Origin of the sequence: Citrobacter sp. HN-141 (assembly GCF_033341895.1) — a bacterium.
Classification (GTDB): Bacteria; Pseudomonadota; Gammaproteobacteria; order Enterobacterales; family Enterobacteriaceae; genus Citrobacter.
In genome coordinates, this window is the sequence record NZ_JAWPBF010000011.1 from 63,184 (window position 1) to 88,357 (window position 25,174).

Here is a 25,174-nt window from a genome sequence, read left to right on the forward strand (position 1 = left end):
ACCATAGTCTCCTTAGGCCGCAATAGCATTCATGATCGCCGGTACGGACAATTCAGCCAGTGGGATCTCGGCCACCTGTTTGCGATCGCGCATAATAATGACCCGATCGGCATAGCCCACTAACTCTTCCAGTTCGGATGAAATCACCAGTAGCGCCAGACCATCCGCGCACAGCGTTTCGATCAGGCGGATGATCTCAGCATGCGCGCCGACGTCGATCCCCCGCGTGGGTTCATCAAGGATCAAGAACTGCGGTTTGGTCAGCAACCAGCGCGAGAGCAAGACTTTTTGCTGATTGCCGCCGGAGAGAAACTCAATCGGCTGTTCAGCGTTGGGGGTGCGAATACCGAGCTGACGAATAAAGCGCTCGGCGATCTCGTTTTGTTCTTTCCGCGGGATGGGCCGCAGCCAGCCGCGCTGCGCCTGCAATGCCAGAATGATGTTTTCCCGTACCGAAGCCGCGGCGATGATGCCATCCGTTTTGCGATCCTCCGGGCAGAAGCCGATCCCCAGACACGAAGCCTGATGCGGCGATCGCAGCACCTGCGGTTTACCTTTGATCAGCGCACTGCCGCTGTCCGCAGGTTTAATACCGAAGATCACTTCCGCCGTTTCTGTTCGTCCCGAACCCAGCAGACCCGCCAGCCCGACGATCTCGCCGGGGCGTACCTGCAGATCGAACGGTGCAATCGTGCCTTTTTTGCCAAAATCACTGAACGCCGCTACTGGTTTATCACTCAGCAATGTGCGGCCCGCACGCTGTAGCGCATGGGTATCCAGTTCACGGCCCAACATCATTTTGACCAGTTCGATCTGTGGCAGCTCGCGGGTTTCACGGCAGCCAACGAAGCCGCCGTTACGCAGAACGGTGATGCGATCGCTGACCTGATAAACCTGATCGAGGAAGTGGGTGACGAAGATCAGGCTGACGCCGCGATCGCGCAGATGGCGCATCAGGCCGAACAGCATTTCAACTTCCTGGGTATCGAGGCTGGCGGTGGGCTCATCAAGGATCAGCACTTTCGCAGAGAGATCGATCGCCCGACAGATGGCAACTATCTGCTGCATCGCCACGGAAAAGCGGTTCAGCGGCTCGCGCACGTCGAGGGAAAAGCCGTATGACGCCATCAGCTCCGTCGCGCGTTTTTCCATCTGCTTGCGCTGAAGCAGGCCAAAACGCCGCGGTTCACGGCCAATAAACAGATTATCTGCCACCGACATATTGGGCAGCAGGTTTACTTCCTGATAGACGGTGCCAATCCCCAGTTGCTGGGCATGAGCGGTATTCTTAGGGGAGATAGTCTGGCCTTCGAGCCAGATCGTGCCGCGATCGGCATGATAAACGCCGGTCAGCGCTTTGATCAGCGTCGATTTTCCGGCCCCGTTTTCTCCCAGCAGCGCCATAATCTCGCCACGACGCAAACTGAAATCCACATTATCCAGCGCCTTAACGCCGGGAAAGAATTTGCTTAATCCTTCGGTGCGGAGGATTTCCTGATGTTGGTCGGTGGTCATGGTTCCCCCTGCATCACGCCGGATGGCGCTACGCTTATCCGGCCTACAAAAGAGCGTAATGTAGGCCGGGCAAGCGCAGCGCCCCCGGCATTTTCATGAAGGCCTAGTAGCCCATGTTTTTCTTCTTCTCTAACTCTTCTTTCGCCGTATCCGGCAGATAGAGGATGGATTTGGTAATGGTCAGCTTCTCAGGCATCGTGCCGTCTTTCTTGAATTTCTCCAGCGCATCGAATGCCGGCCCTGCCATATTTGGCGTCAGCTCGACGCTGGCGTTGGCTTCGCCATCAATCATCGCTTTATAGATATCCGGTACGCCGTCGATTGAACCGGTCAGAATATCTTTGCCCGGCTTCAGACCCGCTTCTTTAATCGCCTGGATAGCCCCGATCACCATGTCATCGTTGTGAGCGTAAACCATGCAGATGTTCTTGCCGTTGTTTTCAGCTTTGATAAAGCTCTCCATGACTTCTTTGCCTTTGCTGCGGGTGAAGTCCCCGGACTGAGAGCGAATAATTTTGATGTTTGGCGCGCTGGCGATGGCTTCGGCAAAACCTTTTTTACGGTCAATCGCCACGCTGGCACCGACGGTCCCTTGCAGCTCAACCACGTTACACGGTTTGCCGTTCACCTCTTTGATCAGCCAGTCGCCGATTAATTTACCTTCCAGCACGTTATTGGCGGTAACGGTGGTCATATAGAGAGATTTGTCTTTTACATCGATGGAACGATCGAGCAAAAAGACCGGAATGTTGGCATCTTTCGCTTCTTTTAACACCGGCTCCCAACCCGTTGCCACGACCGGCGCAATGAAGATGGCATCCACGCCCTGCGCGACAAATGAGCGTACGGCTTTAATCTGGTTTTCCTGTTTTTGCTGGCCGTCAGCGATTTTCAGCGTAATACCACGCTTTTCGGCCTCGCTTTTCGCCACATTGGTTTCCGCCGCGCGCCAGCCGGATTCAGAGCCAACCTGCGAAAATCCTACGGTTAAAGGGGCTGCCAATGCCATAGACGACATGGCTGTCGAAACTGCTGTGACTAAAAGTAAGCGCTTCCACATAAGTGCGTCCTCGTAGGGGGATTATTGTTGGTTAATAAACAGTCGCGAAAAAACTATAGACAATTGAGCATGTAACGAATTGCGTTACATCACACTTCAAAAAAGTAAATAAAACGTTAATCACAACTTTGTAATCGCTTTCATATCACTATGAAAAATGCGGCTAAAGATATGGATTTTCCTGTCACGAAAGAGAAGAAAAAAGAAGAAAATGTGCGCCGCGAAAGCGAAAACAAGCGGAGACATTCGGCGCGAGTTGGCTATAATACCCGCCACTTGTTTGCCATAGCTTATTTAAAGGAAACAGACATGAGCTTACTCAACGTCCCTGCCGGTAAAGATCTGCCGGAAGATATCTACGTTGTTATCGAGATCCCTGCAAACGCAGATCCGATCAAATACGAAGTTGACAAAGAGAGCGGCGCCCTGTTCGTTGACCGCTTCATGTCCACCGCGATGTTCTATCCGTGCAACTACGGTTACATCAACCACACCCTGTCTCTGGATGGTGATCCGGTAGACGTTCTGGTCCCGACTCCGTACCCGCTGGAGCCAGGTTCAGTTATCCGCTGCCGTCCGGTTGGCGTACTGAAAATGACCGACGAATCCGGTGAAGATGCGAAACTGGTTGCCGTACCGCACACCAAACTGAGCAAAGAATACGATCACATCAAAGATGTGAACGACCTGCCGGACCTGCTGAAAGCGCAGATCACTCACTTCTTCGAGCACTATAAAGACCTCGAAGCGGGCAAATGGGTGAAAGTTGACGGTTGGGACAACGCTGAAGCGGCTAAAGCTGAAATCGTTGCTTCCTTCGAGCGCGCGAAGAAATAATTTCGCCTGCGCTGAAAACCCTGAACACCAGCCTCTGGTTAGTAAGGGTTTTTTTATGCCTGTACTTTCCCTCCCTTTATTCTCCCGGTAGCCCGCTGGTTTCTTTTTGACCTACCAGATTGGGTAGTCACATTTCATTTATCTTATTTGCGAATGAGATTAGATCTCATTATCATTCGCAACACGTAAATAAATGTGAATAAAAGTCAATGAACCTCCACACTGTGAAGTCCCTGAAACACTATTCCGGCGTAGCACTCGTCACGGCGCTGTTATTTACCAGCCTGCCCAGCACGGCAGAGACGCTGCCTGAAAACGATTTTCTGACCCACGATGTCGGTAACGGCGTGTATGAACTGGCGGTTGATAGCCAGCAGAATGCGCTTTTTGCTGCCTCGTCGCCGTCGTTTGATAAAGATAAAACCAGCGGGCTTATCTATAAACTCGATCTGGAGAAGCTCACCACGACTGAAGTTATCGAAACCAGCCGTCGTGCCTTTGCCACTGCCCTGGATGAAGAAAACCAGGTGCTGTATGTCGGCAACACGCTGGAGGGTTCGGTCACGCTTATCGATACCCGCAGCGGGAAAGAGCTGGCGATACTGCAACTGAGCGAAGCCAAAAAACCGAAAGAAATTGTCCATACCCGCGAAATGGTGCTCGATAAACAACATCACCGCCTGTACGTTTCCGGCGTGACTGAAAAAGGCATTGTCTGGGTGGTGGATACGCAAAAGCGCGAGAAAATCGCTACCCTTGAAAACATGGGCCAGTATCCGACCGGCATGGCCGTCGATGCAAATAAGAACCGTCTCTATGTCGTAAATGGCCGCAACGAACTTATTACACTGGATACCACCAACCATCAAATTATTAGCCGCTTTAGCATTGAGCCAGGCAAAAAACATTTTTTCCTGAATATTGCTTTGGATGCAAAAAATAATCGCGCATTCCTGACCGATCCTGATTTAGCGGATGTACTGGTTGTTGATATTAATACCGGTAAGGTTATTGCCCCCATTAAGGTTATCAACTCGCTGGCGGTGATATATAACGAAAAACGCCAGGAAGTCTATATCACCCACCGTAATGCAAAGCGCATCAGCATTGTGGACAGCAAGACTTATCAGGTAAAACAAAGTATTGAAACCAAGGCTTTACCTAACAGCCTCGCACTTTCGGCAGATGCTAACACCCTGTTCGTCAGTGTAAAGCAGCCGGAAAAGATGATTGGCATAAAACCCGACTACGTGCTGAAAGTCGATCTGTCTAAATATTAATAATTAAAAACGCTTCTTACACCTTGCAGCTTTTCCGGGTTGCAAGGTGATGCTTTTATTTTTTTACTTTTCAGGTGTCTTATATTATGAAAACGCGTCAACTTATTACGCTGACAGGGATCGTTGCATTCTCAGGCGGTGTTATTTTTCCCACGCAGGCCGAAGAATTAACGGAAACCTCACGCAATAGTGAAGATGAAATGGTGATCACCGCATCCGGGTTCTCGCAGCAAAAGCGCGAAGCGCCGGCCACCATTTCAGTTATCGATCGTAAAACGCTGGATATTCAGCCGGACCGTAGCATTGGCGAAGCGATTAAAAACCTTCCCGGTGTCTCGGTCACCAACAGCAGCGGCATGAACGCGGGCAGCATTATGATCCGCGGTATGGACCCGTCCTATACCGCTTTTATGGTTAACAGCGTCAAACAGAATACCGGTGAGTCGCGCCCCTACGGCCATGATATTGGTACCGAAGCCAACTTCTTACCGCCTATGGAGGCCATTGAGCGTATCGAGGTTATTCGCGGGCCAATGTCCTCGCTGTACGGTTCAGACGCTATTGGTGGCGTCGTCAACGTCATCACCAAAAAACCGTACGGCGCGAAAGACTGGACGACGGCGATTGCGGCGAATACCTGGCTTCAGGAACACCAGTATTTGGGTAATACCAGCCAGATGAACCTGTTTACCATGGGGCCGATTGTGCCCGATGTGCTGGGCCTTAGCGTGGCGGCCGACTGGCTCGACCGCCGCGATGACGATCGCAATAACTATTTCGGCAAACACAACCGTAAATCCGTTGATATGACGCTGGGCCTGGCCGCCAGCGAAAATAACCTGTTCGACCTCAACGTGGTCACCGGTGAGCAGGAGAAAAACCGGACTCAGAAGCGCGGTGCCCCGTGGTCATGGCTGTTCGATCGTAATGCCGCCACCCTGACGCATACCGGCTGGTACGCAGACGATACCATCGCGACAACCAACTACATTAATTACGAGAAAGGCCGTTCGAAGTACGTCTATAACGGGCAGGCTCCGCAGTATGTACAGATGGAAAACTATGTCGCTAATTCGCAAACCACGTTTACACTCGACAACCATAAACTGACCATCGGGGCGAATTTTACCCGCGAAGAGTTAAATGACCGCTTTGATGTGGCGAACAAAACGCTGCCCGGCTCAGAGCCGGTAACCAAAATCAGCCGCAACGGCTGGGCGCTGTTTGCTGAAGATGGCTGGAGTATTGACGATTTCATCCTGACCACCTCGGCGCGTATGGATCAGGACGATAACTTTGGTACGCATATTACGCCAAAAATGTACGGTAACTGGGCCTTCAGCGATGCCTGGGCGCTAAAGGGTGGTATTTCGGCAGGATATAAAAAGCCGGAGCTACGCGCGACCTCCAGCAACTTCGTCACCCCTTACGGCTCAACCGTGCCTTATCCATTCCTGACGGTAGGTAATGACGACCTGAAACCAGAGAAAAGCGTTAACTCCGAGCTGGGTCTCTACTGGACGGGTGATGCGCTGGCTCTGGATAGCACGGTCTTCTATACCCAGTTCAAAGACAAAATCGCTGAACAAACCATTTGTGAAACCACGGCGACAAACCAGTGCTCGGTGAATGGCTACAAAGCAGATTCCGTCAGTAAATACTTTAACGTCAGTGAGGCAGACGTATATGGCATTGAGCTGAATGCCGACTGGCAAATTAGCGCCGACCTCAAAGCCAACGCTAACTACACCTGGAACCACAGCGAGCAGAAAAGCGGCGTCAACAAAGGCTACGCGCTGAACGACTACCCGCGTCATATGGCGAATCTGTCGCTGACCTGGGCAGCGACACAGAGTCTCGACGTGTGGAGTACAGTGAACTATCGCAGCAGTAACCGCAACAGCGGCAATAATTACAAATACGATGATTACACAATGGTTGATGTGGGCTTACGTTATCAGCTCAATAAGCACACGCAGCTGATGGCAGGTATCTACAACGTGTTGGATGAAGATCCGAAGCTGACTACCGCGTGGAATGAATCTGCTCAGGTGGAAGGCCGTCGCTATAACCTCGGCGCGCGCGTAGAGTTTTAAGCCTTAAATAAACAACGCCACCCGAAGGCGGCGTTGTTTATTCTCGTAGGCGATATATCAGTACTGGTCTCGGTCTAACCAGTTACCGCTTTCAATCAGTGTTAATCCCTCGACAGAACGTTGGTACACGTACATCCATGCACTTCCGTACGGCGTCTGAATTAACTGGCGTGCATATTCGCCACCTCGCGTACGCAGAGCGTCAAGCTCTGCCAGCGTGGCGTTGTCAATACGATAAACTTCCCCGTGTACCGTTCCGTTCCCCGGAACTGCGCCTGGATAGTGGCCCAGGCTGTACAACTGGTAGTTGTCGATACTGAAATTTCCCAGCAACAGGGCATTGGTCATCCAGTGGCTGTTGCCTTGTTTGGTTCGTAAACTGCCGTAGACAAATATTCGCATTGCTAAAACTCGAACTGATAGAGCAAATCAAGTGCCTGATCTACGCCAGACACGGCTTCCAGATATAGCTTAGGCATCAGACGATAACGTAGCGTGAGTGTCGCTAAAGAGTCAAATATACCCACACCATATTTCACCTGCAGACCTGGCAGTACGTATCCGCTGACAACCACCTGAGAGGAGTCACCCACCCCTTGCGTGTCCAGTGCCAGATTGCTTACGCCAAATGTCTCCCCGATTTTACCCACAACCTGACCACTTTGTGCAACCCCCAGGCCAATAAGCATTGAGGTCATCGCCGCGCTGTCGCTCTGCTCGCTGTCCAGTCCTTGTCCGCGTAGCAGATAGGAAAGCGCCATTTGCTGCGACATCGCCGGGTCGGAGAAGATCTCCGCTTTCGGTTCATCGGCAGTACCGGTGACGCGAACACCGGCGATCACGTCGTCTTCGGTGGCATCCGGGTTACGAATTGCTTCTATGTTGAGTAACGGCTGATCCGGCGGACCGGAGAATAACAGCTCACCCTTACGCACAATCAAATCCTGACCATAGGCATGGAAACGCCCGCTCGGGATATTGATCTGTCCGTTCAACCCAAGGCCCTGCTTATCCTGCGCAACTTTCAGATCGCCCGTCAGACGCGCTTTCAGACCAAAGGCATCGATTCGTACGTTGTTGCCTACATGAATGTTCAGGTTGCTGTTGATCGGAATACCGGCGCTTTGCGGCTTCTCTGGCTGCAGATTGTCGTTGAGCATCACCATGTCGCTGGACACTCCCACCGCGCTTTCCGGCAGGTCGTGCACCACAATACGCGCCCACGGCACATCCACGTTGCCATCAAGGGTAAACAGGCTCGGCGTGGCTTCGAAGACCACATCCGGCGAGACGTCCAGACGAACCATCGGCGGCACGGTAATACGCACGCGACTGCCTTTGGCTGCAACACGCGCCCGCCAGTTATCTATCTGGCTCCAGTCGGCATCGCCGCTGAGGTTAATCTGCCCCTGCTGCGTACGCACCACGCCCGCCAACGTCGAACGCGTTCCGTTAAAGTTCACAGCCAGTTGGCTGGGCTGCATATCAAACGGCATAAAGTTACCATCAACATCCAGACCGCTAAGCTGCAGTTGTCCAAGCAACTGCGGACTTTGCACATCGCCGCCCAGACGCAGATTGGCGTTGATCATTCCCGCGGCTTTTTCACCTCTGGAGAAGATGGGATTCACCATCGCCAGATTGAAGTTGCGGATATTCACATTACCGCCAAGATTACGTCGTCCCTGCGGATCGGTTACCTGCACCTGTCCGTCAAACTGCCCGTTATTGGTCAGGCGAATCAGCCATCCCAGTTCAGCACGGTTGTTGTGCAGGTCGGCGGTGAGATTCAGCGTGTCAAACGCCACCGGCAGCGGCGCATCGTTCACGCTTTGTGTCACCTTCACATTGCGTCCATTCAGCGTCACCTGCCCCTGCGGCAGTCCCTCTTTGGTGGTGTCCCAGCTCACATCCGCTTTGCCACTGAATACGCCGCTGGCATGGGTTGTATCTGGCATAAACGGTTTCAGCATCGCCAGATCAAAACGGTTGAGATTCACCACCGCACGGCCTTCCGCGCCCGCATCAATCGTCTGCGGCACGCACAGTTCCGCATTCGGGTTATTCCAGCAGTGTGGCCCAATGCTGATTTTCTGCTCCTGGTTACGGTAATCCAGCGCAATCGCACGGTTAAGCGACCACGGACCGACCGGCGTCTGGAAGCGGGTATTGCTCAACGCCCCTTTCCAACGCTGTTCTTTGCGATCGAAGCTGCCGGCCAGATCCAGTTGCCCGGAAACCGGCTCTCCCTGAATGCGTAGCTGTAATTCATGCTGCTTTTCACTGCCTTTCGCGTTCAGAGTGACCAGCCCGATATTGACGTCAGGTTGCACAATCCGCTCTACGCGCACGTTGAGGCTACCGGCGATTTGCTCAGCTGATTTCACGTCACCCTCGACGCGCACCTGAGCCACGGAAAGTTCCTGCCAGCGCAGACCACGGGCGGTGATATCCGCCAGCAGTTGCGGTGCCTCGACCGTGCCGCGAACTTTTACCAGCCCTTTCGCCGTACCGCCCAGCCCCGGCAGTGCGTTATCCAGATTCGGGGCATCAATCGTCGCATCCAGATTGAGATCTTTAACCCCCAGCTCCCCTTTTACCTCAGCGCTGTTGCGCCCCAGTTCCAGGTGCAGGCCTGGAATGGTCCACTGCAGGTAGCTATTCCCCTTCAGTGAACCGTTCACATTGACCTTATTCTGTTTCACATTCCCGGTCAGCTTCAGTTCCGGAACCTCCATCTGCCAGCTTCCGCCATACAGACTGCCGCGGGTTTTCACCAGACCATTCAGTTTTGACGGCCAGTCAGGGATCTCTTTTGCCGTATTGATGCCATCCAGCGTCAACTCTCCGCGCCAGCTAATGGCCTGCTGCCAGTCCACCAGCGCCTTCAGCTCGGTTTTTCCTTCCAGCGCCGCAATGCTGAGTTTGTCGAGATTGATCTGTTGTTCGTTACCTTTGGCATCCAGCGTAATGGTGGCCGGAGGGATATCCTGCCCTTTCACGGCGGTGCGCATCGATAACGTGTAGTCGGTCATTTTGCCGGTCAGCTTGAGCTTAATATCATCAGCCTGGAACTGCTTGTCGCCGGTGAACGGCCAGTAAACCTGTTTACTGTTCACCTCCAGATTGAGCGGTAACCCCGCTTCCGCCAGGCGCGTTTGCGCACGCAGATCCAGATCGACCGGACCGGAAAGATTGACGCCGACCTCCAGCTGTTCACGCAGCGCGCCGCCGACCTTCAGCTTCACCTTTTCGCCTTTTAACGGGTCGATGTTGAGTGTGCTGTTCAGGGTTATATCGACCGGCCATGTGTCGGTGAGCTGCGCCGTGCCGCTGGCTTTTACTGTTCCCTGATTCGAGTCAATATCCAGCGCATCAAGCTTCATGTTGCCGTCAATGCTGCTCACTTTCAGCAGCATGTTATGTACCGTTAAATCTGTATCCCCGGTCACCCGCAGCTGCTCGCCACGAAACTCTTCAATGTTGAGATTCAGCGGCAGATGGACATCGGTCATCTCCGGTAGCACCGGTTTAGAGAACAGATCTTTTAGCGTTTCACCCAGCGGCTTTTCGTCCGGCTGCGGATGTTGAATCTTCGGTTCGACAACCTCTTCCTGCGCCACGTCCGCCACTTTAGGCAGCGCGATCAGCAGCCCCTGTAATGACGTAGGCTTCAGGGTCAGCGTTTTTTCCTGCCAGTTGAGGCCGGACGTGAAATCCAGGACGGAAACCGTGGTGTCATCAATTTTGATATTGATATTATTCAGCGCCACGTGTGAAAGCGTGATGGGATAAGGCGTGGAAAGGTTGAGCGGCCCGCTCTCTTCTTCTGCAACCGGCGCGGAAGGCGGCATCTTTTTACTGTCGATCGCCACGTTGATATCTTTCAGCGACAGATCGTTGACGCACAGGCTACTGTTCCACAGGCAGTTGAGTCCCACCGCCAGATGCACTTCACCGGCATTTACCGCCACACCGGGCTGGTCGTAGCGGATATGTTTCAACGACAGATCCCGCCAGCCACCGGTAACCTGACCAATCTCCAGCCCCGGAACCCAACGATTAGCTGCCTTGAAGACCAGATGCAGACCGGAGGTTGTCCCCACCAGGAACGCGACGGTACCTAACAACAACAGGATAAAAACCAGTACCCCGAGGCTTATCTTCTTCCATAAACTCATAATTCAGGCCCCAGACCGATGTAAAACTGTAAACCATGTTCATCTTTGTCGCCGACAGGGGCGGCAAAATCGAGCTTGATAGGCCCCACCGGCGACTGCCAGCGTACACCGACCCCGGCACCGGTTTTGAAATCGCTTCTGCGGATATCGCTGACCGCTTCACCGCTATCGACAAACATCGCGCCCCACCATTTCCCGGTCACGTTGTATTGATATTCCAGCGAGCCGGTCGCCAGCTTCGAGGCCCCTTTCAGCTTACCGTCACTGCCTTCAGGCGAAATAGATTTGTATTTATAGCCGCGGATACTACGGTCGCCCCCGGCGAAGAAACGCAGATCCGGCGGGACTTTGTCGAAGTCACCGGTTTCAATCCAGCCGAGGTTACCGCGCATCACAAAACGGTGCTTGTCATACAGCGTGCGGATCCAGACGTTCTGCGCCTGGAAGACGGAGAAATCAACGTCTGAACCCCAGGCCGTATTCGAATAGTCAATGGAATAGCGTTGGGAATCACCCCAGACAGGCATCAGCCCGCCGCGCGAGCGCGTCCGGCTGATCATCACGCCGGGATAGAGCAACATCGTCGTGTTGGTGACATCACCTTGGGTAAAGTGGTCGAGGCTCCAGCGCAGATTGATTGCACGCTGCCAGCCACTCGACAGATCCCAGTAGCGGGAGACCGCGAGCGTGGTGGAGTCCTGCTCGGTGTCGTTTAAATCGGTACGCTTAAAACCCCCCTGCACCAGGTAATACTGCTCCAGCGGGTTCTTTAACAGCGGCATTTTATAGCTGAAATCAAGGACCTGCTCTGGCGCAGAAATACTGGCACTGGTGGTCAGGCTATGGCCGTAGGAGTTCATCCACGGCTTTTTCCACGAGGTTTTCAACCGCGGTCCGACGTCAGTCGAGTAGCCGGCCCCGGTTTCGATGGTATTTTCAGTGCGCGGCGAGACCACGCCTTTTAGCGGCAGTACTTTGGTTTCACGGGCTTTATCAAATTCAGGCGCCACCACCACGGAATTAAACCATCCGGTCGCCGACAGACGACGGTTCAGTTCACCCAGATCTTTCGACTCGTACTCTTCACCTTCTTTAAAGGGCACCAGATTTTGCAGATACTCATCGCGAATTTGCGAACCTTCAAAAGTGACATGGCCAAAGCGGTAGCGCTCTCCGCTGTTGTAATCAATATCCCAGAATGCCTGGCGGCGATCGAGCGCTATCCCGAGCTGACTTTTATTAAATTCGCTGTCGAAATAGCCTTTACGCAACGCCACGCTGGTGAGCGACTTTTTGAAGCTGTCATAATCGCCTTGATTCAGCACGGTGCCAATTGCCGGACGCGTCTTCAGCAGGTCCAGATAATCCCGGTCCGTACGTGCGCCACCGCGCAGAATCACCTCAGTGCCGCCAATCAACACCGGTTCGCCAGGCGTCACTTTGGCAATCAGCACCTGACGTCCTTTTGCCGGTGGTGGACGTAGCTCAAAATCAATGGTCGGCTCAAAGTAGCCCAGCGCTTTTAGCCCTTCGCGGATAGCATCATCAACGCGCGCACGAAAACGCCGGTCTGGTGTGACTTCGTCACTCTGGATCGTGGACAGTTGCGCACGGACATTTTTCTCCAGCGGTCCAGATAATCCTTCGACCTGTAAGCGAACATTCGCAGCAGTGGCGGAGCCACTTAAGCACAGTAATCCCACCCAACATAACTGACGGATATGTGGCACATTTTCTCCTGAATATCCTTTTTTCCCCACCCCTGGAAAAAAATACTATGCCGTTCCTCGGCTTAACAAAAAATCAACAATAAGAGTTGAAAAACAGACGACAACCCAAATATTTCTTATGTTTAACTCTAGACGCATTCACGCTATTTATTGTGGGCAAAGACGCGTCTCGTTACAACCTTAACCCAAATGACTGATTTCGGGAGAACGGCCATGAGTTTATTTGATAGAAAGCATCTTGTTACTCAAGCAGATGCGCTACCTGGACGCAATACCCCGATGCCGGTAGCAACGTTGCATGCGGTTAATCAGCATTCGATGACCAACGTGCCCGACGGCATGGAGATAGCCCTCTTCGCCATGGGATGTTTCTGGGGCGTGGAGCGCTTATTCTGGTCACTACCAGGGGTATACAGCACAGCAGCCGGATACACCGGTGGCTATACCCCTAACCCAACCTATCGGGAAGTGTGTTCTGGTGATACGGGCCATGCCGAAGCGGTACGCATCGTCTATGACCCGCATGTTATCAGCTACGAACAACTACTGCAGGTGTTCTGGGAAAATCATGACCCGGCGCAGGGTATGCGTCAGGGGAACGACCAGGGCACTCAGTACCGTTCCGCGATTTATCCATTAACCCCGGAGCAAAGCGCGGCCGCGCAGGCCAGCCTTGAACGCTTTCAGGCAGCTATGACCGCCGCGGGCGACGAACGCGAGATTACGACGGAAATCAGCACGGCGACCCCGTTCTACTACGCCGAAGACGATCACCAGCAGTATCTGCATAAAAACCCTTATGGATACTGTGGCATTGGCGGCATAGGCGTTTGTCTGCCACCGCAGAGTTAATCCGCAACGGCCCGATAGCACAGCGCTTATCGGGCCTCCCCACGCTCTTCACGTGACCTCTGGCGGCTTTACAGTACCTTACGCTATACTAGCGTCTGAATTTACCGGCTCAACTCCACGAGCAGGTTTTCAATGAATTTTCCATTGGATTTATACTTTATGGATTTCGGCTTGCAGGACAAAACGCCATAGGTGTTTTGAGCAGCGCTAGCGCTGGCCCCAACGCACCTGCAGCTTGAAAGACGACGAGTACCAACTTCTCCCTTCCGAGGATCTGGCCCTAACGGTCGGATAAGATATGTTAAACAGTATTTTAGTCATTCTCTGCCTGATCGCCGTGAGTGCGTTTTTCTCGATATCCGAGATCTCGCTTGCTGCCTCACGCAAAATAAAACTTAAACTGCTTGCCGATGAAGGCAACGTAAACGCACAGCGTGTTTTGAAGATGCAGGAAAACCCCGGCATGTTCTTTACCGTTGTGCAAATTGGTCTTAATGCGGTTGCTATTCTTGGCGGTATTGTCGGTGACGCAGCGTTTTCACCGGCATTTAACGGTCTGTTCTCGAAATACTTTGCCCCAGAGCTGTCCGAACAATTGAGCTTTATTCTGTCGTTCTCCCTGGTGACTGGCCTGTTCATCCTGTTCGCGGATTTAACCCCGAAACGCATCGGTATGATTGCGCCAGAAGCTGTGGCTTTGCGTATCATCAACCCGATGCGCTTCTGTCTGCTCGTGTTCCGCCCGCTGGTATGGTTCTTTAATGGTCTGGCGAATAACATTTTCCGTCTGTTTAAGATCCCGATGGTGCGTAAAGATGACATCACTTCGGACGATATTTACGCCGTAGTAGAAGCCGGCGCATTGGCAGGGGTTCTGCGCAAGCAGGAACATGAGCTGATCGAAAACGTATTTGAACTGGAATCCCGTACCGTGCCGTCTTCAATGACCTCGCGCGAAAACGTTATCTGGTTTGATCTGCACGAAGATGAACAGAGCCTGAAGAACAAAGTGGCGGAACATCCGCATTCCAAGTTTCTGGTCTGTAATGAAGATATCGACCACATCATTGGCTATGTGGATTCCAAAGACTTGCTTAATCGCGTACTGGCAAACCAGAGCATGGCGCTGAACAGCGGCGTGCAGATCCGCAATACGCTGATTGTTCCGGATACGCTGACGCTCTCAGAAGCGCTGGAAAGCTTCAAAACCGCAGGCGAAGACTTTGCCGTCATCATGAACGAGTATGCACTGGTGGTGGGGATTATTACGCTTAATGACGTAATGACGACACTGATGGGTGACTTAGTCGGCCAGGGTCTGGAAGAACAGATCGTCGCGCGTGATGAGAATTCATGGCTGGTTGACGGCGGTACGCCGATTGATGACGTGATGCGTGTGCTGGATATCGACGAATTCCCGCAGTCCGGTAACTATGAAACCATCGGCGGTTTCATGATGTTCATGCTGCGTAAAATCCCGAAACGCACCGATTCAGTGAAGTTCTCAGGCTACAAATTTGAAGTGGTGGATATCGATAACTACAAAATCGATCAGCTGCTGGTAACACGCCTGGACAGTAAACCGAGCGTCCTGGTACCGAAACTGCCGGATGCAAAAGAAGAGACCAGGGCGTAATCCCGCCAGAAACATCAACGGCTCCCATCAGGAGCCGTTTTTTTAACTACTGCATAGCACTTTGGTTAAGCCATCTCTGTCTGCAGACGCAAAACCTGACGGTTAACTTCGGACATAACAGAAAAATGCAGTTTGTCCTTCACTTTTGGGATAAGAATCTTACCCTTATCAAACTCAAAAGCGCCTACATCCTTGATATATAACCGTCCACGAAACAGGATCTTCACGTACTTCGCCACCTGCAGCGGGTTGTATCGTTGGAAAATTTTCATTGTATCTCCTGCTGAGCGTTACGCCTTTGCGGTACCACAATCGGTCCGACAATCCTCAGGCGCAAATTTTAATGCCTTATGACTATAGACTATCTGAACCATGTTTCCAGCGTGTATAAGTTTATTTACCTTCAGGTTACAATTATTCAGAATTATCTTTTCAACGCTTCGCTGTCTTCAGTATAAGCCTTCATTTTTCGCAGGATTTGTGCGCCCGTCCGCAAACTGGCATCGCGCTTGCGGGAAAAAGCATCATTCGCACATATGATTAAATTCCAGGCCCAAGTGGTCGGATCACCTGCAAAATAAAGAAAGAAGGAAAACCCATGACCTTACAAAAACTGCTGGCCCTGTCGTGCCTGCTGCTGCCGATGATTGCCTCCGCGCATAAGTTTGAAACCAACCAGCGTGTACCGCCGGTGGGTATTGCCGATCGCGGCGAACTGATTCTCGATAACGATAAGTTTAGCTACAAAAGCTGGAATAGCGCGCAGTTGCCAGGCAAAGTCCGCATTGTGCAACACATTGCCGGACGCACCTCCGCCAAAGAGAAAAATGCGACGCTGATCGAGGCAATCAAAGCCGCCAACCTGCCGCACGACAAATACCAGACCACCACTATCGTCAACACGGATGACGCCATTCCCGGCTCAGGTATGTTTGTGCGCAGCAGTCTGGAAAGCAATAAGAAGCTCTACCCGTGGTCGCAATTCATTGTCGACAGCAATGGCATTGCGCGTAAAGCCTGGCAACTGGATGAAGAGAGCTCCGCGATCGTCGTTCTCGACAAAGACGGACGCGTACAGTGGGCAAAAGATGGTGCGCTAACGCAGGATGAGGTGCAGCAGGTTATCGCCCTGCTGCACAAATTGCTCAGTAAATAGAGACGCGGAAGCCGGGGTTAAGGAACGATTCACGCGGGGTGTAATCCAGAGGTTTTCCCTGCCAGTCGTGAACGTGAGCCCCGGCAGCGGCGGCAACCGCGTGGCCTGCTGCGGTGTCCCACACGTTGGTAGGTCCAAAACGCGGATACAGCTGCGCCTGCCCTTCGGCAACCAGACAAAACTTCAGCGACGAGCCAATCGACGTGGTCTGATGTTCGCCCAACTGTTGCAGATACTCTTTTAGTTCATTGTCCGCGTGCGAACGGCTAATCACCACCAGCGGTGGACGAGCATCACGAACCTGAATTTGTTTGCGTACACCGCACTCTTCTTTCCACGCTTTGCCCTGTTCCGCGCTGTACATCACTTTCATCACGGGGGCATACACCACGCCCAGCACCGGCTTTCCCTTCTCGATAAGCGCAATGTTAACGGTAAATTCACCGTTACGCTTAATGAACTCTTTGGTCCCGTCCAGCGGGTCCACCAGCCAGTAGCGCTGCCAGTGTTGACGAACATCCCAGCCCGGAGGTGCCTCTTCAGACAGAACCGGAATATCCGGCGTCAGTGCCAGTAATCCTTCGAGGATCACCGTGTGCGCGGCAATATCCGCCGCCGTGACCGGAGAATCGTCCTGCTTGCTGGTAATCTCCATCGGTTTGAGTCCATCGTAGACCTGCATAATGGCATCGCCCGCGTTCCGTGCAAGCTGGCATACATGTTCTAGCATTCTCCACCTCGTTTCTGTCGTGGTGTTAACTCGTTGTTTTACTTATACCCGATCGCCAAGGGATCCGCCAACTGTGATAGCGTCTGCGGTTTTAAACGCTATATTCATGTCATGATTCACAGTTCTGTAAGCAAGAAGATTTATATACATTTTCTTTTGTGGCTTAGATCTTAAAAGGATGCCCCTGATGATTAAGTTTAGTGCAACGCTTCTCGCCACGCTGATTGCAGCCAGCGTCAATGCCGCGACCGTCGATCTGCGAATAATGGAAACCACTGATTTACATAGCAATATGATGGATTTCGATTATTACAAAGATACGGCGACTGAAAAATTCGGCCTGGTGAGGACGGCGAGTCTGATTAATGCGGCACGCAGCGAAGTCAAAAACAGCGTGCTGGTTGATAACGGCGATCTGATTCAGGGCAGCCCGCTCGGGGATTACATGGCGGCCAAAGGGCTGAAAGCGGGTGAAACACATCCGGTATATAAGGCGCTGAATACCCTGGACTACGCAGTCGGCAACCTTGGTAATCATGAATTTAACTACGGCCTCGACTATCTGCACAATGCCCTCGCTGGCGCGAAATTCCCCTACGTTAACGCCAATATTATCGACGTTAAGACCCAAAAGCCGCTGTTCACCCCTTATCTGATTAAAGACACTGACGTCGTCGACAAAGAGGGGAATAAGCAGACGCTGAAGATAGGTTACATCGGCTTTGTGCCCCCACAGATCATGACCTGGGATAAAGCTAACCTCAGCGGTAAAGTGACCGTGAACGACATTACGGAAACTGCACGCAAATACGTTCCGGAAATGCGGGAAAAAGGCGCCGATGTCGTGGTGGTGGTTGCTCACTCCGGGCTTTCTGCCGACCCATATCAAACGATGGCGGAAAACTCCGTTTATTACCTCAGTGAAATACCGGGCGTGGATGCCATTATGTTTGGTCACGCTCACGCCGTCTTCCCGGGTAAAGACTTTGCCAATATTAAAGGGGCAGATATCGCGAAAGGTACGCTGAACGGGGTTCCTGCAGTGATGCCGGGTATGTGGGGCGATCACCTGGGCGTGGTGGATCTCGTGCTGAATAACGATAGCGGTAAATGGCAGGTCACCCAGGCGAAAGCCGAGGCGCGCCCGATTTACGACGCCGCAGCGAAAAAATCACTGGCGGGCGAGGACCAGAAAATCGTTAAGATCCTGAAAGCCGATCACGACGCCACGCGTGAGTTTGTCAGCAAACCGATCGGTAAATCAGCCGACAACATGTACAGCTATCTGGCGCTGGTACAGGATGACCCCACCGTACAGGTGGTGAACAACGCGCAGAAAGCCTATGTGGAACACTTTATTCAGGGCGATCCGGATCTGGCAAAACTGCCGGTGCTCTCCGCCGCCGCGCCATTTAAGGTCGGAGGACGTAAGAACGATCCGGCAAGCTTTGTGGAAGTCGAAAAAGGTCAGCTCACCTTCCGTAACGCCGCTGATTTGTATCTCTATCCCAACACCCTGGTGGTGGTAAAAGCCAGCGGTAAAGAGGTGAAAGAGTGGCTGGAATGTTCCGCCGGTCAGTTTAATCAGATAGATGTTCACAGCAGCAAGCCGCAGTCGCTGATTAACTGGGATGGGTTCCGTACCTATAACTTTGACGTGATTGACGGCGTGAATTATCAGATTGATGTTTCACAGCCGGCCCGTTACGACGGTGAATGTCAGACCGTTAACCCGCAAGCGGAACGTATTAAAAACCTGACCTTTAACGGCAAACCTATCGATCCGAATACCACCTTCCTCGTCGCGACCAACAACTACCGCGCCTACGGCGGTAAATTTGCCGGAACCGGCGAAAGCCACATCGCGTTTGCCTCTCCGGATGAAAACCGCTCGGTGCTGGCGGCCTGGATTGGAGCACAGACGAAGCGTGCTGGTGAAATCCACCCGGCAGCAGATAACAACTGGCGTCTGGCACCGATTCACAGCGATACACCACTGGATATTCGCTTTGAAACATCACCGTCTGATAAAGCCGCTGCGTTTATTAAAGAGAAAGGCCAGTATCCGCTGAAGAAAGTCGCGACCGATGATATCGGTTTCGCCATTTATCAGCTGGATTTAAGTAAGTAACTTTTGTGCCGGATGCGACGCAATAGCGTCTTATCCGGCCTACAAAGCTACGCAGCCCGTTCGTCCCGCTGCGCTAAAACCTGCGGCAAATTCAGTTCTATCCAGTCCGCCAGCGCGGCGACTTTATCGCTCACCTGCTCACCCAACGGCGTCAGGCTATACTCCACGTGCGGTGGTACTACCGGATACGACACCCGATTGATAAACCCGTCATGCTCTAACGCTTGCAGGGATTGCGCCAGCATCTTTTCACTGACCCCGCCCATCTTACGGCGCAAATCGCTGAAACGGTGCGTACCGTCGCGCAGCGCCACCAGAATCAACACGCCCCAGCGGCTGGTGACGTGTTTTAACACCTCGCGGGAGGGACACTGTTCGGCAAACAAGTTGCCATCGCGTAACTGCTGGGAGAGCGTCGAAACTGTCATTTTCATACTAACCTTTTTGTACGTACTTACTAAAAGTAAGTTTAGGTGTTAGCGTGATTAAACACAAGACCAATACCAAGGAGTCCCCCCATGATCGCGATTACCGGCGCCACCGGCCAACTGGGCCAACACGTTATTGAATCTCTGCTGAAAACCGTCCCTGCCAGCCAGATTGTGGCAATTGTGCGTAATCCCGCTAAAGCGACGGCGCTTAGCCAGCAGGGCATTACCGTTCGTCAGGCGGATTACAGTAATGAAGCCGCCTTTACAACTGCCTTACAGGGTATCGACAAGCTACTGCTGATCTCGTCGAGCGAAGTGGGACAACGAGCCCCGCAGCATCGCAACGTGATTAACGCAGCGAAAGCTGCCCACGTAAAATTTATCGCCTACACCAGCCTGCTGCACGCCGACACCTCCCCGCTGGGGCTGGCTGATGAGCATGTGGCAACCGAGAAGATGCTGGCAGACTCCGGCATTGCCTATGCGTTGTTACGTAACGGCTGGTACACCGAAAACTATCTGGCGAGTGCGCCAGCGGCACTGGAGCACGGCGTGTTTATTGGGGCTGCAGGAGAAGGAAAAATCGCCTCGGCGACCCGCCCCGACTATGCCGCAGCCGCCGCGCGCGTTATCAGCGAAGACGGTCACGCCGGTAAAATCTACGAGCTGGCAGGCGATGAGGGCTGGACGCTGAACCAATTGGCCGCTGAGCTGGCCCAACAGAGTGGTAAAAAGGTGGTGTATCAGAACCTGAGTGAAGCCGATTTTGCCGCCGCGCTAAAAGGTTTTGGTCTGCCTGCCGGGCTGGCGGACATGCTGGCTGACTCTGACGTCGGCGCCGCCAAAGGCGGACTGTTCGACGACAGCCATACCCTGAGCAAACTGATTGGCCGCCCAACCACCTCGTTGGCGGACAGCGTCAAAGGTATCGTGTAAGTGTTAAAAATCGGTTAATTGTGGTGGCATCCTCACGCATCCTCTCTGATAATGACAGGATGATGCGTGGGGAGAGAAAACGTGCAAGGTGTACCTGAGCAGTTTATTGATGAGAAAGACAGCGCCCGCTTTCGCCATCTGGCGCAGGTGCCGGGCGTTGAGCTGTATCATGCGCACATCTCGCGTTACGCCTTTGAGCCGCACACTCATGAAGCGTTTGGCATTGGCGCGATAGAAACCGGAGCTGAACGTTTTCGCTATCGCGGCACGCAGTACGTGGCCCCCGCCCATTCCGTCGTCACCATGAATCCCGATGAGCTGCATACCGGCGAAGCTGAAACTGCCGACGGCTGGCGCTATCGAATGATTTATCTTGAACCCGATCTTCTGGAAGAGGTCACCGGGGTTCGTCACTGGTGGTTCCATGACGTTACCCGTCACGATCCGCTGCGCTCACGGCAGATCTGCTCGCTGATCCACGGTCTGTGGAACACCGAAGATCCGCTGGCACAAAAAGGATTGCTGCTCGATCTGATCGATACATTCCAGCCGCTGGCTCGCCATGCACCGGTATTACCGGAGAGGTCACATCGCTTCGAACGCGTGCGTGAATACCTGCACGATAACTACATGCACCCTGTGACACTCGATGAACTGGCTCGCGTGGCGTCACTCAGTCCCTGGCATTTTCAGCGCCAGTTCAAGTCTCATTTTCACGTCACACCGCATCAGATGCTGATGGCGATCCGCCTGTGGCGAGCCAAAGGTTTTCTCACTTACGGTATGCCTGCCGCAGATGTGGCCGCCGCCACCGGACTGACCGACCAATCGCACCTCACCCGCGCCTTTACCCATCGCTATGGCATTACGCCGGTACGCTATCAGAAGCAGGTTTATTCGCGCTAATGCGCAATCTCATACAATACAGTGATGTTTTCCCTGCCTACACTCAGCGCTATGTTTAATGATGTGGATGTCAAAAATGATTAGCGGTGTGTTGTATGCCCTGCTGGCCGGGTTGATGTGGGGATTAATTTTTGTCGGACCCTTGATCGTGCCGGAATACCCGGCGGTATTACAGTCGATGGGGCGTTATCTGGCGTTGGGGCTGATCGCACTGCCGTTGGCCTGGCTGGGCCGCGGACGACTGCGCCAGTTGACGCGTAAAGACTGGATAACGGCGCTGGCGCTAACAATGATGGGGAATTTGATTTATTACGTGTGCCTGGCCAGCGCCATTCAGCGCACCGGCGCACCCGTTTCAACGATGATTATCGGTACATTACCGGTGGTGATCCCGGTCTTCGCTAACCTGCTTTATAGCCAACGTGACGGCAAATTATCGTGGTGGCGCCTGGCCCCTGCGCTGGTACTGATCGGCATGGGTCTGCTGTGTGTGAATATCTCTGAGCTGAGTCAGGGGTTGCCTGATTTTAGCGGCTGGCGATATGGTTCAGGCATCGCGCTGGCGCTGATTTCCGTGGTGTGCTGGGCGTGGTATGCGCTGCGTAATGCCCGCTGGCTGCGGGAAAACCCGGATAAGCATCCAATGATGTGGGCAACGGCTCAGGCGCTGGTGACGCTTCCGGTTTCGCTGCTGGGGTACATCGCAGCCTGCCTGTGGCTGCGTGGACAAACACCGGAATTCTCGCTGCCCTTTGGCCCGCGACCGGACGTGTTTATCGGCCTGATGATCGCCATTGCCGTATTGTGCTCGTGGGTTGGCGCACTGTGCTGGAACGTCGCCAGTCAGAAGTTGCCGACGGTGATCCTCGGACCGCTGATTGTCTTTGAAACACTGGCAGGCCTGTTGTACACCTTTATTCTGCGTCAGGAGATGCCGCCATTGCTGACCCTGAGCGGCATCGCACTGTTGGTTGTCGGTGTGGTGGTCGCGGTCAGAGCCAAACCGGAAAAACCGAGCGTCGTCGTGGTTTCACAATCATGATGTTGCCGGACCCGGCCTACCTTGTAGGCCGGATAAGGCGTTTACGCCGCCATCCGGCGCGACACTTTAAACACCGCCACCGTCTGATTCAGTCTGGCCGCCTGCTCTTCGAGCGCGGCAGCTGCAGAGGCAGACTCTTCCACCAGCGAGGCGTTTTGCTGTGTCACACGATCCATTTCGGCAACGGCCTGCCCGACCTGATCGATACCCCGACTCTGCTCATCGGACGCCGACGCAATTTCGCCCATAATATCGGTAACCTGAGTGACGGCACTGACAATTTCCGCCATCGTCTCACCCGCTTCATGCACCAGTGCCGTACCGGCATTGACCCGATTCCCTGAGTCATCAATCAGCGCCTTAATCTCTTTCGCCGCCTGAGCGCTACGCTGCGCCAGCGTGCGCACTTCACCGGCCACCACGGCAAAACCGCGCCCCTGTTCACCCGCACGCGCCGCTTCTACCGCCGCATTCAATGCCAGAATATTCGTCTGGAAAGCAATACCGTCGATAACAGTGGTAATTTGCGCAATTTTGCTGGAACTGGTAGCGATTTCATCCATCGTACGCACCACACCGTCGACCACGGCTCCGCCTTTCTGCGCCGTCTGCGAGGCATTTTTTGCAAGGCTGGTCGCCTGTCGCGCATTGTCCGCATTCTGTTTTACGGTGGCCGTGAGCTGTTCCATACTGGCAGCAGTTTCTTCCAGAGAGGCAGCCTGCTGCTCAGTGCGCGAAGAGAGATCGTTACTGCCTGCGGCAATTTCACCCGCACCGGTATAGATAGTATCCGCACCGTCACGTACCACGCTAACCGTGTTCGCCAGCGCCTGCTGCATATCACGGACGTTCTGGGCCAATAGCGCCATTTCGTTACGTCCATCAGCGGTAATCGTGTGGGTCAGATCACCTGAAGCGATATGGCGAATATGCCCCATCACCTCGTGGAGTGGTTTCAGCAGGACACGCTGCATGGCAATCCAACTGACAATAATGACGGTTAACACAATCAACAATATGGCGGATAACAACCAGATAATTTTCTGGTAGTCATTTTCGTTATCCCGAACGCCCTCATTCGCCAGCGCGGTTTGCGCAGCACGCCATTCCTGATAAACCTCTTGCATGGACGTCTGCTTTTGCTCGGCATTCTGTTTGAACATCTCTTCCAGTTTGCCTTCAGCCAGCAGCGCGTTCATTTTTGCAAGCGCAGTAGAATAGATACCGTACTGTTCTTCCAGTCGGTCTGCCAGACGTTCATCCAGACCCGGCGTTTCCGGCAGGGTGTAGTATTTATCGTAATGCTCTTTTGCGTCTGCCAGCAGGCGATTCGCCGTGTTCACTAACTCCGTCAACTGCCCGCCATTAATTTCGCTCGCCATCGTCCCTTGCAAACGCAGCATGCCCCGGTTGAGCGTGACGCGAGCCTGGTTCAGGCTAATCCATGCATCGGTAAACTCCGCCACGTTCTGGCTGGAAAGTTGAGAAACGTTAAAGTTTTCCTTGTCGTTTTTAAGTGCGCCAATAAAAACGCCTGCGGAAATGAGCTGCATCGCGCCCAGGGCGAGTAACACGGTGATAAGTAAGGTTATCACTTTGATTCGTTTGAACATCTGTTGCCTTTTAATTATGCAGGTATTGTCTGAGGTCTAACTATCGGCAGCGGCGTCGGCTTATTTAATCTTGCGGCGTAGCTTTTTTCACCGCGTTGTCCCTTTTCAATAAGATTCAGCACGTTAAAGAGATAAGAAATTTTCGTGACAGTCATCACAAAACCCTCTGCCCCGAAAGGGTTATATCCTTCCGCATAAGTTGCATTTAAAATACATCTTATATTATTGAGAATGAGGTAACGGCTATGTCTTATCGCGATCAACCTTTAGGTGAACTGGCGCTCTCTATTCCTCGCGCGTCGGCACTGTTTCGTAAATACGATATGGATTACTGCTGCGGCGGTAAGCAAACGCTGGCACGCGCTGCCGCACGTAAAGAGCTGGATGTGGAAGCTATTGAAGCGCAGCTCACTCAGTTGGCTGAGCAGCCGCTGGAAAAAGACTGGCGCACCGTGGCACTGGCAGAAATCATCGACCATATCGTCATTCGTTATCATGACCGCCACCGCGAACAGCTGCCGGAGCTGATCCTGCAGGCCACTAAAGTTGAACGTGTACATGCCGACAAGCCGAGCGTACCGCGTGGTCTGGCGAAGAACCTGACGATGCTGCATGAAGAGCTGTCCAGCCACATGATGAAAGAAGAGCAAATTCTGTTCCCAATGATCAAACAGGGAATGGGTAGTCAGGCGATGGGACCAATCAGCGTGATGGAAAGCGAACATGACGAGGCCGGCGAACTGGTAGAAGTGATCAAGCACATCACCAACAACGTAACGCCGCCGCCAGAAGCCTGCACCACCTGGAAAGCCATGTATAACGGCATTAACGAAATGATCGACGACCTGATGGAACACATCAGCCTGGAAAACAATGTGTTGTTCCCGCGTGCCCTCGCAGGTGAATAAAAAAAGGCGCCTGAGAGCGCCTTCCTGAAGTCCGAATTCGGCCACTGCTTATGTGGCCTTTTTTGTGTCAGAACGTAGGCCTGATAAGCGAATCCCGGCGACATATTGCCGGATACGGCGTAAACGCCTTATCC

General features: G+C 53.1%; 20 protein-coding genes. 11 read left to right on the plus strand and 9 right to left on the minus strand.

Annotated features, from left to right (window positions below):
- Positions 1 to 12: 12 nt before the first annotated feature.
- Positions 13 to 1,515, minus strand: a complete 1,503-nt coding sequence (gene ytfR / locus RYZ59_RS14820) for a galactofuranose ABC transporter, ATP-binding protein YtfR (protein ID WP_271440305.1) — start codon at positions 1,513 to 1,515, stop codon at positions 13 to 15.
- 103 nt (positions 1,516 to 1,618) lie between these two features.
- On the minus strand, positions 1,619 to 2,575 hold the full coding sequence (gene ytfQ, locus RYZ59_RS14825; RefSeq protein WP_048212856.1) for a galactofuranose ABC transporter substrate-binding protein YtfQ: 957 nt from the start codon (positions 2,573 to 2,575) through the stop codon (positions 1,619 to 1,621).
- 309 nt (positions 2,576 to 2,884) lie between these two features.
- On the opposite strand from ytfQ, the gene ppa reads away from it, so the two are divergent.
- The 3 genes from ppa to RYZ59_RS14840 all read left to right on the plus strand — a co-directional run bounded on the left by ppa (position 2,885) and on the right by RYZ59_RS14840 (position 6,788).
- Positions 2,885 to 3,412, plus strand: coding sequence for an inorganic diphosphatase (gene ppa / locus RYZ59_RS14830; RefSeq protein ID WP_005134479.1), 528 nt, complete (start codon positions 2,885 to 2,887; stop codon positions 3,410 to 3,412).
- 209 nt (positions 3,413 to 3,621) lie between these two features.
- Complete coding sequence (locus tag RYZ59_RS14835) at positions 3,622 to 4,692, plus strand: YncE family protein (RefSeq protein WP_318049070.1); 1,071 nt, start codon at positions 3,622 to 3,624, stop codon at positions 4,690 to 4,692.
- A gap of 86 nt (positions 4,693 to 4,778) precedes the next feature.
- Positions 4,779 to 6,788 (plus strand): TonB-dependent receptor domain-containing protein, encoded by a 2,010-nt coding sequence (locus RYZ59_RS14840; RefSeq protein ID WP_318049073.1) that lies wholly within the window; start codon positions 4,779 to 4,781, stop codon positions 6,786 to 6,788.
- Positions 6,789 to 6,845: 57 nt separating this feature from the next.
- On the opposite strand, the gene RYZ59_RS14845 is transcribed toward RYZ59_RS14840, so the two are convergent.
- Genes RYZ59_RS14845 through tamA form a run of 3 tightly spaced genes read right to left on the minus strand, consistent with a single transcriptional unit; the run spans position 6,846 to position 12,699 of the window.
- Positions 6,846 to 7,190 (minus strand): gamma-glutamylcyclotransferase, encoded by a 345-nt coding sequence (locus RYZ59_RS14845; RefSeq protein WP_048212859.1) that lies wholly within the window; start codon positions 7,188 to 7,190, stop codon positions 6,846 to 6,848.
- Between the two features lie 2 nt (positions 7,191 to 7,192).
- A complete protein-coding gene (gene tamB / locus RYZ59_RS14850; protein ID WP_318049076.1) occupies positions 7,193 to 10,969 on the minus strand; it encodes an autotransporter assembly complex protein TamB in 3,777 nt (1,258 codons plus the stop codon).
- A complete protein-coding gene (tamA, locus tag RYZ59_RS14855; protein ID WP_318049079.1) occupies positions 10,966 to 12,699 on the minus strand; it encodes an autotransporter assembly complex protein TamA in 1,734 nt (577 codons plus the stop codon). Before tamA ends, tamB begins: the two co-directional genes overlap by 4 nt.
- A gap of 213 nt (positions 12,700 to 12,912) precedes the next feature.
- Here tamA and msrA point away from each other — a divergent pair, with 213 nt between their 5' ends.
- Both msrA and RYZ59_RS14865 read left to right on the plus strand, forming a co-directional pair.
- The gene (gene msrA / locus RYZ59_RS14860) at positions 12,913 to 13,551 is read left to right on the plus strand and encodes a peptide-methionine (S)-S-oxide reductase MsrA (RefSeq protein WP_318049081.1); all 639 of its coding nucleotides are present in this window, start codon (positions 12,913 to 12,915) and stop codon (positions 13,549 to 13,551) included.
- 298 nt (positions 13,552 to 13,849) lie between these two features.
- Positions 13,850 to 15,187 (plus strand): hemolysin family protein, encoded by a 1,338-nt coding sequence (locus RYZ59_RS14865; RefSeq protein ID WP_137383976.1) that lies wholly within the window; start codon positions 13,850 to 13,852, stop codon positions 15,185 to 15,187.
- A gap of 65 nt (positions 15,188 to 15,252) precedes the next feature.
- Here RYZ59_RS14865 and RYZ59_RS14870 read toward each other — a convergent pair whose 3' ends face one another.
- A complete protein-coding gene (locus RYZ59_RS14870; protein WP_003025710.1) occupies positions 15,253 to 15,459 on the minus strand; it encodes a DUF1107 domain-containing protein in 207 nt (68 codons plus the stop codon).
- A gap of 326 nt (positions 15,460 to 15,785) precedes the next feature.
- On the opposite strand from RYZ59_RS14870, the gene RYZ59_RS14875 reads away from it, so the two are divergent.
- Positions 15,786 to 16,343 (plus strand): YtfJ family protein, encoded by a 558-nt coding sequence (locus RYZ59_RS14875; RefSeq protein ID WP_318049085.1) that lies wholly within the window; start codon positions 15,786 to 15,788, stop codon positions 16,341 to 16,343.
- Here the strand turns inward: RYZ59_RS14875 and cysQ are convergent.
- Complete coding sequence (cysQ, locus tag RYZ59_RS14880) at positions 16,333 to 17,073, minus strand: 3'(2'),5'-bisphosphate nucleotidase CysQ (RefSeq protein ID WP_271449165.1); 741 nt, start codon at positions 17,071 to 17,073, stop codon at positions 16,333 to 16,335. The two genes, RYZ59_RS14875 and cysQ, sit on opposite strands and share 11 nt — an antisense overlap.
- A 187-nt stretch (positions 17,074 to 17,260) precedes the next feature.
- Between cysQ and RYZ59_RS14885 the strand changes: the two genes are divergently transcribed.
- Positions 17,261 to 19,204 carry a bifunctional 2',3'-cyclic-nucleotide 2'-phosphodiesterase/3'-nucleotidase gene (locus RYZ59_RS14885; protein WP_318049090.1) on the plus strand — a complete coding sequence of 648 codons (1,944 nt, stop codon included), beginning with the start codon at positions 17,261 to 17,263 and terminating at the stop codon, positions 19,202 to 19,204.
- Between the two features lie 47 nt (positions 19,205 to 19,251).
- On the opposite strand, the gene RYZ59_RS14890 is transcribed toward RYZ59_RS14885, so the two are convergent.
- Entirely contained in the window at positions 19,252 to 19,632 is a 381-nt protein-coding gene (locus RYZ59_RS14890; RefSeq protein ID WP_123268761.1) for a winged helix-turn-helix transcriptional regulator, read from the minus strand.
- A gap of 90 nt (positions 19,633 to 19,722) precedes the next feature.
- On the opposite strand from RYZ59_RS14890, the gene RYZ59_RS14895 reads away from it, so the two are divergent.
- From RYZ59_RS14895 to RYZ59_RS14905, 3 genes are all read left to right on the plus strand, one after another.
- The gene (locus tag RYZ59_RS14895; RefSeq protein ID WP_318049094.1) at positions 19,723 to 20,571 is read left to right on the plus strand and encodes an SDR family oxidoreductase; all 849 of its coding nucleotides are present in this window, start codon (positions 19,723 to 19,725) and stop codon (positions 20,569 to 20,571) included.
- A gap of 81 nt (positions 20,572 to 20,652) precedes the next feature.
- Complete coding sequence (locus tag RYZ59_RS14900; protein ID WP_318049097.1) at positions 20,653 to 21,477, plus strand: AraC family transcriptional regulator; 825 nt, start codon at positions 20,653 to 20,655, stop codon at positions 21,475 to 21,477.
- 76 nt (positions 21,478 to 21,553) lie between these two features.
- The gene (locus RYZ59_RS14905) at positions 21,554 to 22,519 is read left to right on the plus strand and encodes a DMT family transporter (protein WP_202039820.1); all 966 of its coding nucleotides are present in this window, start codon (positions 21,554 to 21,556) and stop codon (positions 22,517 to 22,519) included.
- A 41-nt stretch (positions 22,520 to 22,560) separates the two neighbouring features.
- On the opposite strand, the gene RYZ59_RS14910 is transcribed toward RYZ59_RS14905, so the two are convergent.
- Positions 22,561 to 24,132, minus strand: coding sequence for a methyl-accepting chemotaxis protein (locus RYZ59_RS14910; RefSeq protein WP_318049099.1), 1,572 nt, complete (start codon positions 24,130 to 24,132; stop codon positions 22,561 to 22,563).
- A 245-nt stretch (positions 24,133 to 24,377) separates the two neighbouring features.
- Here RYZ59_RS14910 and ytfE point away from each other — a divergent pair, with 245 nt between their 5' ends.
- Entirely contained in the window at positions 24,378 to 25,040 is a 663-nt protein-coding gene (gene ytfE, locus RYZ59_RS14915; RefSeq protein WP_318049102.1) for an iron-sulfur cluster repair protein YtfE, read from the plus strand.
- The last annotated feature ends 134 nt before the right edge of the window (positions 25,041 to 25,174 follow it).

Coding starts and splice junctions, on each gene's coding strand:
- ytfR (WP_271440305.1), bottom strand. CDS start 1,515: ATGACCACCGACCAACATCAGGAAATCCTCCGCACCGAAGGATTAAGC.
- ytfQ (WP_048212856.1), bottom strand. CDS start 2,575: ATGTGGAAGCGCTTACTTTTAGTCACAGCAGTTTCGACAGCCATGTCG.
- ppa (WP_005134479.1), top strand. CDS start 2,885: ATGAGCTTACTCAACGTCCCTGCCGGTAAAGATCTGCCGGAAGATATC.
- RYZ59_RS14835 (WP_318049070.1), top strand. CDS start 3,622: ATGAACCTCCACACTGTGAAGTCCCTGAAACACTATTCCGGCGTAGCA.
- RYZ59_RS14840 (WP_318049073.1), top strand. CDS start 4,779: ATGAAAACGCGTCAACTTATTACGCTGACAGGGATCGTTGCATTCTCA.
- RYZ59_RS14845 (WP_048212859.1), bottom strand. CDS start 7,190: ATGCGAATATTTGTCTACGGCAGTTTACGAACCAAACAAGGCAACAGC.
- tamB (WP_318049076.1), bottom strand. CDS start 10,969: ATGAGTTTATGGAAGAAGATAAGCCTCGGGGTACTGGTTTTTATCCTG.
- msrA (WP_318049081.1), top strand. CDS start 12,913: ATGAGTTTATTTGATAGAAAGCATCTTGTTACTCAAGCAGATGCGCTA.
- RYZ59_RS14865 (WP_137383976.1), top strand. CDS start 13,850: ATGTTAAACAGTATTTTAGTCATTCTCTGCCTGATCGCCGTGAGTGCG.
- RYZ59_RS14870 (WP_003025710.1), bottom strand. CDS start 15,459: ATGAAAATTTTCCAACGATACAACCCGCTGCAGGTGGCGAAGTACGTG.
- RYZ59_RS14875 (WP_318049085.1), top strand. CDS start 15,786: ATGACCTTACAAAAACTGCTGGCCCTGTCGTGCCTGCTGCTGCCGATG.
- cysQ (WP_271449165.1), bottom strand. CDS start 17,073: ATGCTAGAACATGTATGCCAGCTTGCACGGAACGCGGGCGATGCCATT.
- RYZ59_RS14885 (WP_318049090.1), top strand. CDS start 17,261: ATGATTAAGTTTAGTGCAACGCTTCTCGCCACGCTGATTGCAGCCAGC.
- RYZ59_RS14890 (WP_123268761.1), bottom strand. CDS start 19,632: ATGACAGTTTCGACGCTCTCCCAGCAGTTACGCGATGGCAACTTGTTT.
- RYZ59_RS14895 (WP_318049094.1), top strand. CDS start 19,723: ATGATCGCGATTACCGGCGCCACCGGCCAACTGGGCCAACACGTTATT.
- RYZ59_RS14905 (WP_202039820.1), top strand. CDS start 21,554: ATGATTAGCGGTGTGTTGTATGCCCTGCTGGCCGGGTTGATGTGGGGA.
- RYZ59_RS14910 (WP_318049099.1), bottom strand. CDS start 24,132: ATGTTCAAACGAATCAAAGTGATAACCTTACTTATCACCGTGTTACTC.
- ytfE (WP_318049102.1), top strand. CDS start 24,378: ATGTCTTATCGCGATCAACCTTTAGGTGAACTGGCGCTCTCTATTCCT.